12 protein-coding genes are annotated in these 13,981 nt (G+C 61.8%); 8 read left to right on the top strand and 4 right to left on the bottom strand.

Translation table 11 applies throughout. The features are described from left to right. Nucleotides 1-39: 39 nt before the first annotated feature. Both AYR47_RS10460 and AYR47_RS10455 read right to left on the bottom strand, forming a co-directional pair. Entirely contained in the window at nucleotides 40-939 is a 900-nt protein-coding gene (locus tag AYR47_RS10460) for a PA4780 family RIO1-like protein kinase (RefSeq protein WP_016977033.1), read from the bottom strand. Nucleotides 940-1,063: 124 nt separating this feature from the next. Then, a complete protein-coding gene (locus tag AYR47_RS10455) occupies nucleotides 1,064-2,341 on the bottom strand; it encodes an acetyl-CoA C-acetyltransferase (RefSeq protein ID WP_033897313.1) in 1,278 nt (425 codons plus the stop codon). A gap of 114 nt (nucleotides 2,342-2,455) precedes the next feature. Here AYR47_RS10455 and AYR47_RS10450 point away from each other — a divergent pair, with 114 nt between their 5' ends. The 4 genes from AYR47_RS10450 to AYR47_RS10435 all read left to right on the top strand — a co-directional run bounded on the left by AYR47_RS10450 (nucleotide 2,456) and on the right by AYR47_RS10435 (nucleotide 8,331). After that, nucleotides 2,456-3,799 carry a 3-oxoacyl-ACP reductase gene (locus AYR47_RS10450; RefSeq protein ID WP_061435178.1) on the top strand — a complete coding sequence of 448 codons (1,344 nt, stop codon included), beginning with the start codon at nucleotides 2,456-2,458 and terminating at the stop codon, nucleotides 3,797-3,799. A 2-nt stretch (nucleotides 3,800-3,801) separates the two neighbouring features. After that, on the top strand, nucleotides 3,802-4,650 hold the full coding sequence (locus AYR47_RS10445; protein WP_061435176.1) for a MaoC/PaaZ C-terminal domain-containing protein: 849 nt from the start codon (nucleotides 3,802-3,804) through the stop codon (nucleotides 4,648-4,650). Between the two features lie 301 nt (nucleotides 4,651-4,951). Next, nucleotides 4,952-6,460 (top strand): collagen-like triple helix repeat-containing protein, encoded by a 1,509-nt coding sequence (locus AYR47_RS10440; protein ID WP_082781485.1) that lies wholly within the window; start codon nucleotides 4,952-4,954, stop codon nucleotides 6,458-6,460. Nucleotides 6,461-6,648: 188 nt separating this feature from the next. Then, nucleotides 6,649-8,331 carry a ShlB/FhaC/HecB family hemolysin secretion/activation protein gene (locus AYR47_RS10435; RefSeq protein WP_061435174.1) on the top strand — a complete coding sequence of 561 codons (1,683 nt, stop codon included), beginning with the start codon at nucleotides 6,649-6,651 and terminating at the stop codon, nucleotides 8,329-8,331. 32 nt (nucleotides 8,332-8,363) lie between these two features. On the opposite strand, the gene AYR47_RS10430 is transcribed toward AYR47_RS10435, so the two are convergent. Together AYR47_RS10430 and AYR47_RS10425 are read right to left on the bottom strand one after the other, a co-directional pair. Then, complete coding sequence (locus AYR47_RS10430) at nucleotides 8,364-8,762, bottom strand: response regulator (protein ID WP_016977027.1); 399 nt, start codon at nucleotides 8,760-8,762, stop codon at nucleotides 8,364-8,366. Between the two features lie 47 nt (nucleotides 8,763-8,809). After that, nucleotides 8,810-9,007: a Flp family type IVb pilin gene (locus AYR47_RS10425; protein ID WP_033897318.1), complete on the bottom strand. Its 198-nt coding sequence runs from the start codon at nucleotides 9,005-9,007 to the stop codon at nucleotides 8,810-8,812. A 331-nt stretch (nucleotides 9,008-9,338) separates the two neighbouring features. Between AYR47_RS10425 and cpaB the strand changes: the two genes are divergently transcribed. Genes cpaB through AYR47_RS10405 form a run of 4 tightly spaced genes read left to right on the top strand, consistent with a single transcriptional unit; the run spans nucleotide 9,339 to nucleotide 13,978 of the window. Continuing rightward, a complete protein-coding gene (gene cpaB / locus AYR47_RS10420; protein WP_033897319.1) occupies nucleotides 9,339-10,283 on the top strand; it encodes a Flp pilus assembly protein CpaB in 945 nt (314 codons plus the stop codon). Between the two features lie 19 nt (nucleotides 10,284-10,302). Then, on the top strand, nucleotides 10,303-11,520 hold the full coding sequence (locus tag AYR47_RS10415; RefSeq protein ID WP_033897320.1) for a type II and III secretion system protein family protein: 1,218 nt from the start codon (nucleotides 10,303-10,305) through the stop codon (nucleotides 11,518-11,520). Next, nucleotides 11,517-12,710: a pilus assembly protein gene (locus tag AYR47_RS10410; RefSeq protein WP_061435172.1), complete on the top strand. Its 1,194-nt coding sequence runs from the start codon at nucleotides 11,517-11,519 to the stop codon at nucleotides 12,708-12,710. The genes AYR47_RS10415 and AYR47_RS10410 overlap by 4 nt, the downstream gene beginning before the upstream one ends. Beyond that, on the top strand, nucleotides 12,707-13,978 hold the full coding sequence (locus tag AYR47_RS10405; RefSeq protein ID WP_033897322.1) for a CpaF family protein: 1,272 nt from the start codon (nucleotides 12,707-12,709) through the stop codon (nucleotides 13,976-13,978). The genes AYR47_RS10410 and AYR47_RS10405 overlap by 4 nt, the downstream gene beginning before the upstream one ends. Nucleotides 13,979-13,981: the final 3 nt, after the last annotated feature.

Here is a 13,981-nt window from a genome sequence, read left to right as displayed (position 1 = left end):
AGCCCGCTCCCACAGCTTTGATCTTCATCTACCCAAAGATCACTGCATCCACGGCGGTGGCGGTGGCTCGTCCGGCACCTTGCTCGGTGGCGCATCATCCGCTGCGCGGATCGCCTGGCGACGCTCCTCGTCCAACCGCGCCGCTTCGATCTCGCGGATCACGCCGCCGACATCCGCCAGTTCTTCCGGCTCGTCAAACTCACCGGTCAAGACACTGGCCGGGTGCAGGGTGCCAGCTTCATACAGCGCCCACATTTCCTTGGCGTACTTGGTCTTCTTCAGCTCCGGGGCAAAGCGCCCGAAGTAGGACGCCATGTTGCCCACATCGCGCTCCAGCATGCTGAAGGCGTGGTTATTGCCCGCCGCATCCACCGCCTGGGGCAGGTCGATGATCACCGGGCCGGTCGGCGTGAGCAGCACGTTGAACTCGGACAGGTCACCGTGCACCAGGCCGGTACACAGCATCAACACGATCTGGGAAATCAGGAAGGCGTGGTATTCGCGCGCCTGGTCCGGTTCCAGCGTGACGTCGTTCAGACGCGGCGCCGCATCGCCGTACTCGTCGGCCACCAACTCCATCAGCAGCACGCCTTCGAGAAAGTCGAACGGCTGGGGCACGCGAACGCCCGCACCGGCCAGGCGGAACAGCGCCGCCACTTCGGCGTTCTGCCAAGCATCTTCGGTCTCTTTCTTGCCGAACTTGGAGCCCTTGGCCATGGCCCGGGCCTGCCGGCTGTTACGGACCTTACGGCCTTCCTGGTATTCGGATGCCTGACGAAAACTTCGTTTGTTCGCCTCCTTGTAAACCTTGGCGCAACGCAATTCGTTGCCGCAGCGCACCACATAAACAGCTGCTTCTTTACCACTCATGAGTGGGCGCAGCACTTCGTCGACCAGACCGTCTTCGATCAGGGGTTCAATGCGTTTAGGAGTCTTCATCAGCTTTTATTGTGGGTCCTTTATTACCAAATACGCGTATGGCACTCGTTATACGGCAATCAGCGCGTCGGTGGGAGGGGCTACCGACCGTTGATCACTCAAGAATGCAACCAATAGGCCAGTTTCAGCGTTCAATGATCGCCGTAACGCCCTGCCCGCCTGCCGCACAGATGGATATCAGCCCGCGGCCCTTGCCCGCCGCATCCAGCAACTTGGCCAGATTGGCGACGATACGTCCACCCGTGGCGGCAAACGGGTGTCCGGCGGCCAGGGAGCTGCCCTTTACATTGAGCCGGCTGCGGTCGATGGCACCCAGGGGGGCATCAAGACCCAGGCGTGTCTTGCAGTAGTCCGCATCTTCCCAGGCCTTGAGCGTGCACAACACTTGGGCAGCGAAAGCTTCGTGGATCTCGTAGTAATCGAAGTCCTGCAACGTCAGACCGTTCCTCGCCAGCAAGCGTGGCACCGCATACACCGGCGCCATCAGCAGGCCTTCGGCACCGTTGACGAAATCCACTGCCGCCGCTTCGCCATCGCGCAAGTACGCGAGGATCGGCAAGCCGCGCTCCTTGGCCCAGGCTTCACTGCCCAAGAGCACCAGCGAGGCGCCATCGGTGAGCGGCGTGGAGTTACCGGCGGTGAGCGTACCCTTTTCGCTGCGCTCAAAAGCCGGCTTGAGGGCGGCGAGTTTTTCCAGAGTCAGGTCGGGGCGCAGGTTGTTGTCGCGGGTCAAGCCTAGAAACGGGGTGAGCAAATCGTTGTGCCAGCCTTCGGCGTAGGCAGCGGCCATTTTCTGGTGGCTTTCCAGGGCGAGTTGGTCCTGCTCGGCGCGGGGGATCTGCCAGGTTTGCGCCATCAATTCGCAGTGCTGGCCCATGGACAAACCGGTACGGGGTTCGCCGTTGCGCGGCAGTTCCGGCTTGAGGTGATGGGGACGAAGTTGTAACAGGACTTTTAATTTATCTGACACGGATTTGCTGCGGTTGGCTTGCAACAGGATCTTGCGCAGGCCTTCATTGACTCCAATGGGCGCATCAGACGTCGTGTCCACCCCACCGGCAATCCCGCATTCGATCTGGCCCAGCGCAATCTTGTTGGCCACCAGCAACGCCGCTTCCAGACCGGTGCCGCACGCCTGCTGGATGTCATAGGCCGGGGTTTGCGGCGACAGGCGCGAACCGAGCACGCATTCACGGGTGAGGTTGAAGTCGCGGGAATGTTTGAGCACGGCGCCAGCGGCCACCTCGCCCATGCGCAAGCCGTGCAGGTTGTAGCGTTCGATCAGGCCTTCCAGGGCGGCGGTCAGCATCGCCTGGTTGCTCGCCGTGGCATAAGGGCCATTGGAGCGGGCAAACGGAATGCGGTTACCGCCGATGATCGCCACACGGCGCAATTGAGTCATGGAAAGCTCCCTTATGGTTATGGGTGGAATCATTCAGCCTAGCCTAGGCTCAATCGAACGAGTGCCACCCCGGGGTGGTCAACCCTTTGAACCCCAGCCTTCGGAGAGCGTTCCATGTCTGACCGTTATATCGACTTCGCCAACTCAAGCCTCGGCCATCGCCTGGTCGCCGCCCTTGGCCTGCCGTCACCGGTACGCCTGGAACGCTGGCAAGCCGGGCGCCTGCGTCCGGTGGAAGGTGCATTGCTGCTGAGCGGCGGCGCGCTGGCGGGCAACGTACAGGCGTTTGCCCACAAGCTTACCGACGCGATTTATACCTACGGCACCGAGACATCGACGTGGATCCCCGGCCACGGTCCCAAGCTCAAGGCCGTGGTGTTCGACGCCAGCGAGTTGCAACACACCGATCAACTCAAACAGCTGCGTGAATTCTTCCAGCCGCTGCTGAAGAACCTGGATAACAGCGCGCACTTGGTGATCCTCGGCCGCGCGCCGGAAAGCCTCAGCGATCCCTTCGCCGCCAGCGCCCAGCGCGCCCTGGAAGGGTTCAGCCGTTCGCTGGCCAAGGAACTGCGCAACGGCGGCGTGTTGCAATTGCTCTACGTGGGCGACGGTGCCGAGGATCAATTGGAAGGGGTGTTGCGCTTCTTCCTCTCGCCCAAGAGCGCCTATATCTCCGGCCAGGTCATTCGCCTGGAAGCTTGCGCCACACCTGTCGAGGACTGGACGCGGCCCCTGGCCGGGCGCAAGGCGCTGGTCACCGGTGCTGCCCGAGGCATCGGTGCCTCCATCGCCGAAACCTTGGCCCGCGATGGCGCCGAGGTGATCCTGCTCGACGTGCCCCAGGCCAAGGCCGACCTCGAAGCCCTGGCGGCGCGCCTGGGCGCACGCACGGTCGCGCTGGATATCTGCGCCGCAGATGCCGCCAGCCAATTGATCGAACACCTGCCCGATGGCCTCGACATCTTGGTGCACAACGCCGGGATTACCCGTGACAAGACCCTGGCCAACATGACCCCGGAATACTGGGACGCGGTGCTGGCGGTGAACCTCAATGCGCCCCAAGTGCTGACCCAGGCGCTGCTCGACAGCGGCACCCTTCATGACAACGCCCGCGTAGTGTTGCTGGCTTCCATCAGCGGCATTGCCGGTAACCGTGGGCAGACCAATTACGCCGCGAGCAAAGCGGGATTGATCGGCCTCGCCCAAGCGTGGGCACCGCTGCTCAAGGCGCGTGGCATCAGCATCAATGCGGTGGCCCCCGGTTTTATCGAAACCCAGATGACTGCGCATATTCCATTTGCCTTGCGTGAGGCCGGACGACGCATGAGTTCGCTGGGCCAGGGCGGCCTGCCGCAGGACGTCGCCGAAGCAGTGGCGTGGCTCGGCCAACCGGGCTCCGGTGCGGTCAGCGGGCAAGCGTTGCGGGTGTGTGGGCAAAGCCTCTTGGGAGCATAAGCATGCAATGGAAGACGTTAGGCACTACGCCATCCCTACTGCCGCTGTATTGGCGCGCGGCGCTCAAACGCAAGATCACCGGCAACACACTGCCCGAGCAGGGGTTGCGCTGCCGGGTGAGCATCGATCCCAAGCAGGTGGCGGCGTATCGTAAGGTCTGCGGTTTTGCGCAGAGCCCGATCCTGCCGGCGACCTATCCACATATCCTGGCCTTCGGGTTACAGATGCAACTGCTCACCGACAAAAAATTTCCCTTCCCGTTGCTGGGGTTGATTCACCTGAGTAACCGCATCCGCATTCATCGCCCGCTGGGGGGTGTCAGTGAGTTGTCCATCGCTGTCCACGCGCAAAATCTCAGGCCCCACCCCAAAGGCGCAATCTTCGATCTGATCACCACCGTCGAGGACTCACTCGGTCTGCTATGGGAAGCCGAAAGCCGCATGCTGTGCCGGGGCGTAAAGCTGGAAGGCGAACCCGAAGATGACGCCCAACCCTCCCCTACCCAGGTCAGCGAACTGACCCGCTGGAAAGCCCCCGCCGATATCGGCCGCCGTTATGCACGGGTTGCCGGCGACTACAACCCGATTCACCTCAGCGCCATCACCGCCAAGCTGTTCGGTTTCCCCCAGGCCATCGCCCACGGGTTGTGGAACAAGGCGCACACCCTCGCAGCCCTTGGCGAACACTTGCCCACCGCCAATATCGAGATCAGCGTCGAGTTCAGAAAACCCGTGCGCCTGCCCGGTGAAGTGACGTTATTGGCCAGCGCCGCGGGTTCCAGCGGTGAGTTGTGGTTGAAAGGCGCGGGCGATATTGAACATATGGTAGGCAAGTGGCGGCCGATCACCTGAAATAACTCGATTAATTGTATATATATACCCTAAGTTATAGCGGACTTTTTAAAGTCCGCTTTTCTATTCAAGTCATTGATAATTAACACATATACATCTTGATACATCCTCGCCATATACCCTTGGTATTAGTTACTTAAACGGTACACCTGCGCCGTATATAAATCGTTAATACCAAGTAGAGCATTGAGCGAACGCACCGCCGGGGCTGTTATAGCCACACGGACAAACATATCGCTATCCCCAGAAATAGCGAGTGTTTGAAGACAACCAAGGTTGTACAGGTGCAAGGAACTCAATCATGAAAACTCAAGTCGTGTTTTGGAAAGCAAGTACCGCGCTGGCCCTGGCAGTAGCACTGGCACTCGGCGGCTGCAGCAGCGGTGGCGGTGGGCATCACAGTGGTGGATCTTCCGATGCCGGCGCTGGCGCAGGCGGCGGTACGGGTGGTGGTACCGGTGGCGGCACCGACCCTGGCACCAACCCCGGCGGCGGCTCGACGCCATTGGTCACCGCCACGGTGGTCGACACCGTCGGCGATACCGTGACCGGCCTCGGCGGCACCGTCCGCAGCCTGGGCACCACCCTTGGCAGCCTGCCAATCGTGGGCGCCACTGCCGGTGGCCTGGTCAACGCGACCGGCAACGCCGTCGGCAGCATCGGCACCGGCCTTTCAGACGGCCTGGGTTCGCTGGGCACTGACAGCAATGCACTGGGCAAAACCGTCGCTGGCGTGGCCAACGGGGTTTCCGACCTGGGCGATGGCGTGACCGTCACCGGTACTAACGTCGCCACCCTGCTGGGCAACGTGCCTGTAGTCGGCGGCGCTGCACCGGTCGTCGGCAATGTGGTGGGCAAGGTCGGCAATGCCGTCACCATGCTCGGCGACACCCTCAGCACCGCCAGCACCACCGGCCCACTCGGTTCGGTCACCAACACCGTAGGCGCGAAAGTGTTGGTGCCGGTGGTCTCCCTGGTGGAAAACACCACCGGTAAAGTCGGCACCGCCACCGGTCTCGACAAGCCCGTGGGCGGCCTGCTGCAAAAAGTCGGCGATACCGTCGACGGCCTCGGCGATAAAGTCGCTGGCGCAGGCGGCACCGGCAACCCTGTGACCGGAGCCGTGGGCGACGTGCTCAATGGTGTCGGCACCGTGGTCGGCAAGGCCAGTGGTTATGTCGACCCGGATGCAGATAGCAATGGTGGCGGCAGCGGCGGTGGGACCGGCGGCGGCACTAACCAGCTGGGCTTGCCTGAACTCATCGGCGGCATCATCGCAGGCGCTGGCAGCGGCCTGGATGCGGGCAGCACCAATGGCGTGGTCAGCGCGACCGGCGTGACCGGCGTCAAAGCCGGCACCACCGTCGCCTCGCTGGGCACTCTCCTGGGCGGCAGCGGCACACCGAACACGGCGGCAGGCGCACCGGTAGCCGGGCTGACCGGCCCGATCGGCAACGCACTCAACCCCGTCACCAGCGGCGTGCAGAGCCTGACCCAAAACGTCGGCAATGCCACCGGCCTGGGTGGCCCGGTCAACGGCCTGGTCACGAATGTCGGCGGCGCCGTCAGCAGCCTCGGTGGCAAAATCAGCGGCACCAATGCCAACCCGGTCACCAACGCCTTGGGCGGCACCGTGACCGCAGTGGGTGGCACCGTGGCATCGATTGGCGGCCTGGTCACCGGCGGCACCAACACCGGCGGCGGCCTGCTCGGTGGTGGCCTGAATGTGGGTGCCGGTGCCTCGGCAGGCGCCAATGCGAACGGTGGTCTTCTGGGCGGGCTGTTGGGTGGCCTGACTGGCAAAAAATAGAATTGCACCTGGCCGATTAGACGGCCTCACCTACAGCGCCTACGCTTGGTTGAGACGAGAGACCCCACTAAGTCTCTCGTCTTTTTTTTTTGGTCAGTGATCGACCCCTGAAAGTCCCCCGAACCGCGCCCCCAGAGCCCGGCGGGAATCTGCGAAACGCTGCAGCAATTTTGACCATGGAGTGTCCTATGCGCGCTTTGACGCCGTTGTTGTTGCTCACCCTCAGTGCTTACGCCCACGCCGATACCCTACCCAGTTTCCTCAACAGCAACGACACCATCCGCAACCTGCCCGTGCCCAACCTGCCCGCCGACGCCTACCGACCAGCCGCCACACCGACCCAGGTTTCGGTGCCAGCGGCGACCGCCGGGCAACCGCTGCTGATGGATACCAAAGTGACCATCCGCAAACTGCAGATCGACGGCGGCACGGTGTACCCGCTCAAGGAAGTCGCCCAGGTTTTCGAGCCGCTGATTGGCCATGAAACCAACCTGGCGCAACTGATCGAAGCCACCCGCAGCATTACCCGCCGCTACCAAGAGGACGGCTATCTGCTGTCCTATGCCTATCTGCCGGAACAACGCTTCGAAGGCGGCCTGGTACAAGTGGTGTTGGTAGAGGGTTATATCCGCGATTACCAAGTGCAAGGCGACACCGGTTCGGTCTCGTCCTACATCGACAAGCTGGCGGAAAAACTCAAGGCCGAGCGCCCGCTTACACGCAAGACCTTCGAACGCTACACCACGCTGATGAGCGCCATCCCTGGCCTCACCGTGCAAGCCCTGGTGCCGCCACCCAACACCACCGATGGCGGCACGCATATGCAGGTCACTGCCAGCCGCAAACCCTTTACCACTAGCATGAGCCTCAATGAAGCCAACCGCGGCGGCACCCAAGCGCTGCTGACCGCCACCAGCAACTCGTGGACGTCCATGGGCGAACAACTGAGCGTCAGCGGCCTGTTCCCACCGGGCGAAGACAAAGAGCATTACTACCGAGCGAGCTACAGCCAATTCATCAACGCCGAGGGCACCCAACTTGCGCTCTCGGGCGAACGCTACCGCGCCGATCCCAAGACCGGGCTGCAATTGGGCGACGGCCTTGAACTCAAGCCACACCAGGAAATCGACCGTTACTCCATTGGTCTCAGCCACCCCTTTATCGCCTCGCCCAGCGAGTCATTGAGCCTGGGCACGCGCCTCTACGCCGTCGACCAGACCAACCGCTACAAGATCGACGGTTTCCCACAACGCTTTGAACTGGAAACAGACCTGCGCGCCCTGGCATTCGAAGGTGACTGGCGCAAGGCCGACACCACGCAGTTGCGCATCATCAGCGGCGGCATCTACCAAGGTATCAATGGTCTGGGCGCCAAGACCCGCACGGATTTCGGCGGCCTCAAGCAGGACCTCGACTTCTTCCGCCTGCGCCTGTCCGGCGTGCAGAGCAACAAGCTGTTCGATAACTGGCAAGGCGTGCTATCCGGCGCGCTCTACTGGAGCAACGATTACTTGCCCGACAGCGAACGCGCCACCTTCGGCGGGCAGAGCTTCGGCCGCGGCTACCCGGATGACCAGGGCACCGGCGACAAGGGCTGGGGCCTGGCCTACGAGGTCAACTACAGCTACAACCGCGCGGGCGATTGGGTGAGGATTCTGCAACCCTACGTGGTGTTCGACCGTGCCAAGACCTGGTTCAACGACGTGCCGGTCAAAGGCAACGACCTGTCATCGGCGGCGCTGGGCCTGCGCTTTGGTGATGCCAAGTACTACAACATCGCGCTGGAAGTCGCCAAGCCGATGTCGGACGTGGCGTTGGACAGCTACGACCGGCGGCCGCGGTATTCGTTGAGTTTCAGCTACCAGCTGTAACCGGACCCTGTAGGCGCCTGGGATAGAGGCGCCTACAGTCTGGTTTTGGGGAGAGGAAACAGGTTGTTCAAGGTATCGATCAACCGCACCAGGTAGATCGGTTTGCGGAACAGGTCCAGCACCTGCAGGCGCAACATGTCGCTCACATCATCCATTTCCGCATGACCCGACATCACAATCACCGGCAGGTGTGAGCGTGAGGTGTGTTCGCGCAGGCGCTTGATCAAGGAAATGCCACTTTCCTCGGGCATGCGCAGGTCCGTGATGACCAGCGCGATGTCCGGGTGAAGTGTCAATTCTTGCAGGGCGAAGGTGACGGAAGTGGCAGTGAAACAGACAAATCCCTCGTTTTCGAGGGATTCGGCGAGTTCGATCAAGGCGTCCTCTTCGTCGTCCACCAATAGAATTTGCTGGCGTGAGGACGCGCTCATGGCATTACCTTCAAGAAGGGATAATCATAACGGCTACCACAGATAAATCAGGTCCCGGTCGGCATATTAGTGGTCATATTGGTGAAGATATTTTTAATCTTAGTTCCCAGCCCTGTCCCTGCCCCCACAATAACGAGCGCAACCAACGCGACGACAATGGCGTACTCAATACCTGAGGCTCCCTCTTTGCGGCTGAAAAATAGTTGCGTTTGGATATAAAGCTTCAACACCAGGTCAAGGAACATAAGACTTCTCCCTAAAACGCCACTGGAAGCCGGAACGGCTCTAGTACCAGATGATCGCGGCGTGCTACTAGAGCATTGTCAACAAACCTCAGCCTCACAACTGTAATAACGGATTAATCACAAAGTATTAGTCGTAAAGTTGACGCCATAAACCCGCACCCTGAAAGGCTGCTTTTATAGTTCAGATAAATTTTTCCTGGGGTAATGGCATTTCGTCCTAGCTGAGCTACCTTCAAATAGCCAAATCGTTAGATGTTCATCACAGCCAGGTTGCGGATTAACCCATTCGGATTAAGCGGGTGTGCAGTGCAACGGGAAAGGGAGAGCCGTCATGAACAGTCGCATCAGCATGGTCCTGGCCGGCTTGCTGCTGATCGGGGCCTTGATCGCCGGGTACTGGGGGCTTGTTTTAAGCCGCGCACCGGAGCCTGTAGCCGCCCCTGCCGCACCTGTCGTTTCCGTTGATAACACCGTCGCTGCCGTTGAAGACCAGACTCGCCAACCGGTGGTCGTGCTGGTACATGACGTGTCCGCCTTTACTCCGTTGACCGCCGCCGACCTGGCCGTCGAAAAACTGCTCACCGCACCCGCCGGCAGCCTGACCCAACTCGACCAGGCCATCGGCCGCACGCCCCTGCGTACGCTGGGCGCGGGCACGTGGCTCACCGAAGAAAGCTTCAGCGCCGGCGGCCCACTCGCACGCATGATCCGCCCGAACGAGCGCGCCCTGGCCGTAGCGGTGGATGAAGTGAGCGGCGCCGGAGGTCAATTGACGCCCGGCGACTACGTGGATGTGCTGCTGTTCCTGCGCCAAGATGCGGGCAACGCCGAACAGTCGGCGCAGATCGTTCTTCCGGCCATGCGCCTGCTCAGCGTCGGTGACCAATTGGGCCTGGCCAACGATGGCAAACCTGCGGTTCCTCCTCCGGCCACGCCTGAAGAACGCGTCCAAGCTGCCCAACGCCGAGCCGGCGCACGCACCGTGGTGCTGGCCGTGCCGGAGCCATTGTTAAGCCGCCTGATGCTCGCGGCCCAAGCCGGTGTGTTGCGCCTGGCCGTGCGCAGCGCCGAGGAACAACTGCTCAGCCGCTACTGGGCCGGCGAAAGCGATGCGTCAGAGCGATTGGAAAGCGCCAACCGCGACCTCTACCAATTCACCCAACTGGCCCTGGTCGGCCCGCCCAAACGTGTCGCCCAAACCTCCACCGCTGGACCCGGCGTACGCCGTGGCATTGAAGTGATTCGCGGCGCCCAAGCGGCGCCACAAACTCCGTGATCGAGCAAGGATGCCTTGAATGAGCCATCGCTACGCACCCCTGTTCACGCAACTGGCCTGGGCCCTGATGCTGTCGAGCCTGCCGGTCGGCATGGCCGTGGCGGCGCCGGGCAACTGCAGCGCCTTGGGCCAGTTGCCCGCCGTGGTCGAGGTGGGAGAAGGCCTGCAACAAGAGCTGCAATCGCCAGTGGCAATTACGCGCCTGGCCATCGGCGACCCGAGAATCGCCGATGTGCGGGTCAATGGTGACCGCAATTTTCTGCTGACCGGTGTCTCGTCCGGCGCCACCAGCCTGATGGTCTGGACCGCCTGCGCCAGCACGCCGCGCCAAAGCATGGTGTTCGTCAAAGGCAAGGCGACGTCGGCCTTGACCAGCTTGTCGCTGTCGCCGTCGGACGATCCGCTGTTGCCCAGCCAGGTGCAGACGGATATCCGCTTTGTCGAGGTCAGTCGTACCAAGCTCAAAGAGGCCAGCACCACGATCCTCGGCACCGCAAAGAACGCTTTTTTCGGCAGCCCCAACTTGCTGTTCCCCACGCCCACCACCCAGGCCCTGGCAATCAGCAGCAGCAACTTCAATATCGGTTTTGGCGGCGGTCGTGTCTCAGCCATGATCAACGCGCTGGAACGCAGCGGTTTTGCCTACACCCTGGCACGGCCAAGCCTGGTGGCCATGAGCGGCCAGAGTGCCTCCTTTCTGGCTGGCGGCGAGGTGCCAGTGCCGGTACCCAGTGCCGGTAGCGACACCATTTCCATCGAATACAAAGAGTTCGGTATTCGCCTGACCCTGACCCCTACAGTGATTGACCGCAACCGCATCACCCTCAAGGTGGCGCCGGAAGTCAGCGAGTTGGACTACAGCAACGCGGTCCAGATCGAAGGCATCCAGGTGCCGGCCCTGACGGTCCGTCGAACCGACACCAGCGTGTCCCTGGCCGATGGCGAAAGCTTTGTGATCAGCGGCCTGATCAGCACCAATAACCGCTCAACCATCAGCAAGTTTCCGGGGTTGGGCGATATCCCGATCCTAGGCGCATTTTTTCGTGACTCCAACATCAGCCGCGAAGAGAAGGAACTGCTGATGATCGTCACGCCGCATCTGGTGCAACCGCTGGCGGCCAACGCGCAACTGCCCTCCCTGCCGGGCGAAAAACTGCGCAACTATGATCCGAACTGGTATCGGTTGTTCTTCCTGGAAAACGGCAACTTCGACCGTCGCAGTGGACTTTCCCAATGAGCGATAGCCTGAGCCAGACCTTTCTCGCCATCACCCGCAACACCACTGATCTGGAGTGGCTGCAGGGCGCCCTGGCGCCCCTGGGCCAAGTCGTCAGTGCCGGCACCGGCAGCCTCGACGAACTGCTGGCGCTGGTGGACGTGACCTTCGCCAACCTGGTGTTCGTCGGCCTGGACCGCGAAAACGTTGTGGCCCAGAGCGCACTCATCGAAGGCGCACTGGAAGCCAAGCCGATGCTCGCCGTGGTCGCCCTGGGCGATGGCATGGACAACCAGTTGGTCCTGAATGCGATGCGCGCCGGCGCCCGCGATTTCGTCGCCTACGGTTCGCGCTCCAGTGAAGTGGCGGGCCTGGTGCGACGCTTGAGCAAGCGCCTGCCCACCGTCACGCCCAACACACAGCTGGGCGGCCTGACCGTATTGTTTGGCACCCAGAGCAATGCCGATGGAGCAATGTTGGCCACCCACCTGGCGCTGGTCGTACAGAAAAGCGGGCAGCAAACCCTGCTGCTCGACCTCGGCCTGCCGCGCAGCGACAGCCTGGCCTTGCTGGGTCTGGAGAGCACGTTTAATTTCGGTGATGCGTTGCGGCATTTGCGTCGCCTCGACACCACCCTGATCAACAGCGCCTTCACCACCGCCCTGGATGGTTTGCGCATCCTGGCCTACGCCACCGGTGACGAACCGCTCAAACTCACCAGTGCCGCCGAACTGTTCATGTTGCTCAGTGCGCTGCGCCAACATTTCCAGCACATCGTCGTGAACATTACCGGGCAACCCGACAGCGAAGCCCTGCGCACCTTTGTCAGCCACTGCGACAAACTGCTGTGGTGCACCGACCAGAGCGTACTGGACTGTCGCCGCAACCTGGCGATACTCAACCGCTGGCGCGAAAAAGGCATGAAACTCGATCACGCCAAGCTGGTGGTGGACCGCTACATCAAGGCGTGCGCACCCGACACCGAAGCCCTGGAAAAAAGCTTCGGCCTTGAGTGCATCGCTGTGCTGCCCCTGAGCGCCGAGCTGCGCCTGAATGTGAAAAACCAGGGTCAGACCCTGTTTGCCCTGGCCCCGCGTGAACCCTTGACCCAAGCCGTGCGCACCTTGGGCGAGCGCCTGGCGAAGCGTTCCGAAGGCTTGGCAAAACCTTCAATGCGCTGGTTTGAACGCATCCTGGGGTCAGGACGATGAACGGCGAAAAACTGTTTGGCGGCCCGGCCCGCACTGCCGGTGGCAACAGCGATCACGATGGCCTGAAGCTGGTGCTGCACCGCTACATCATCGACGCCATCGAGGAGTCGGGTAAAAACCTGCTCGAAGGCACGCGCCAGTCCCTGGCGCAGTTTGTCATCGACAAGGTCTCCGAATACATCACGCGCATGCGCCTGGCGATCTCGCGTTATGAGATGGAGCGCCTGGCCGAAGAAATCGTCGACGAACTCACCGGTTTCGGCCCGCTGGAAGTGCTGCTGCGTGACCCCTCGGTGACGGAGATCCTGGTCAACGGCCCGCACCGTGTGTTTATCGAACGCGATGGCCTGCTGCACCAGAGTGACCTGCGCTTTATCGACGACCACCACGTGGAGCGTGTGATGCAACGCATCCTCGCGCCGCTGGGCCGGCGCCTGGATGAGTCCTCACCGATGGTGGATGCGCGCTTGCCCGATGGCAGCCGGGTCAACGCGATCATCCCGCCGATTGCCCTGGATGGCCCGTGCCTGTCGATCCGAAAATTCCGCAAGGACATGCTCAAGAGCAGCGACCTGGTCGCCATGCAGACCATTGATCAAAGCATCTTCGAGTTCTTCCAGGAGGCCGTGGGCAAGCGCTGCAATATCTTGATCAGCGGCGGCACCGGCACCGGCAAGACCACACTGCTGAACATCCTCAGCCAGTTGATCAACCCCCATGAACGCCTGGTGACCATCGAAGACGTCGCCGAACTGCAACTGGGCCATCCCCATGTGGTGCGCCTGGAAACCCGTCCGCCGAACGCCGAGGGCCATGGCGAAGTGCGTTCCAGCGACCTGATCCGCAACGCCCTGCGGATGCGCCCGGACCGCATCATCCTCGGGGAAATCCGTGGCGTGGAAGTACTCGACGTCATGACCGCCATGAACACCGGCCACGACGGTTCCATGAGCACCGTGCATGCCAACAATGCCCAGGATGCGTTACTGCGCCTGGAAACCCTGGTGGGTTTGACCGGCCGTGTGGTCGCCGAAAAAACCCTGCGCCAGATGATCTGTGCTGCGCTGGACGTGATCATCCAATTGACGCGCATGCCTGATGGCCGTCGCTGCGTCAGCGAAGTGGTGGAGGTGGTCGGCGTGCGCGAAGACGTGTATGTCACCAACACCCTGTTCCGCCTGGACCGGCGCACCGGCTTCGGCTTCCTGCGCGAGGCCATCAACCCGGCCGGCGACAAACTGCGCCGTGAATCGGCCTTGCAGTCATAGGGA

This window comes from Pseudomonas azotoformans (assembly GCF_001579805.1).
Classification (GTDB): Bacteria; Pseudomonadota; Gammaproteobacteria; order Pseudomonadales; family Pseudomonadaceae; genus Aquipseudomonas; species Aquipseudomonas azotoformans_A.
This window is presented reverse-complemented; position numbering and strand designations above follow the sequence as displayed.

Excerpts from the sequence above, each read along its gene's own strand:
- AYR47_RS10460 (WP_016977033.1), bottom strand. The coding sequence starts at position 939 with ATGAAGACTCCTAAACGCATTGAACCCCTGATCGAAGACGGTCTGGTC.
- AYR47_RS10455 (WP_033897313.1), bottom strand. The coding sequence starts at position 2,341 with ATGACTCAATTGCGCCGTGTGGCGATCATCGGCGGTAACCGCATTCCG.
- AYR47_RS10450 (WP_061435178.1), top strand. The coding sequence starts at position 2,456 with ATGTCTGACCGTTATATCGACTTCGCCAACTCAAGCCTCGGCCATCGC.
- AYR47_RS10445 (WP_061435176.1), top strand. The coding sequence starts at position 3,802 with ATGCAATGGAAGACGTTAGGCACTACGCCATCCCTACTGCCGCTGTAT.
- AYR47_RS10440 (WP_082781485.1), top strand. The coding sequence starts at position 4,952 with ATGAAAACTCAAGTCGTGTTTTGGAAAGCAAGTACCGCGCTGGCCCTG.
- AYR47_RS10435 (WP_061435174.1), top strand. The coding sequence starts at position 6,649 with ATGCGCGCTTTGACGCCGTTGTTGTTGCTCACCCTCAGTGCTTACGCC.
- AYR47_RS10430 (WP_016977027.1), bottom strand. The coding sequence starts at position 8,762 with ATGAGCGCGTCCTCACGCCAGCAAATTCTATTGGTGGACGACGAAGAG.
- AYR47_RS10425 (WP_033897318.1), bottom strand. The coding sequence starts at position 9,007 with ATGTTCCTTGACCTGGTGTTGAAGCTTTATATCCAAACGCAACTATTT.
- cpaB (WP_033897319.1), top strand. The coding sequence starts at position 9,339 with ATGAACAGTCGCATCAGCATGGTCCTGGCCGGCTTGCTGCTGATCGGG.
- AYR47_RS10415 (WP_033897320.1), top strand. The coding sequence starts at position 10,303 with ATGAGCCATCGCTACGCACCCCTGTTCACGCAACTGGCCTGGGCCCTG.
- AYR47_RS10410 (WP_061435172.1), top strand. The coding sequence starts at position 11,517 with ATGAGCGATAGCCTGAGCCAGACCTTTCTCGCCATCACCCGCAACACC.
- AYR47_RS10405 (WP_033897322.1), top strand. The coding sequence starts at position 12,707 with ATGAACGGCGAAAAACTGTTTGGCGGCCCGGCCCGCACTGCCGGTGGC.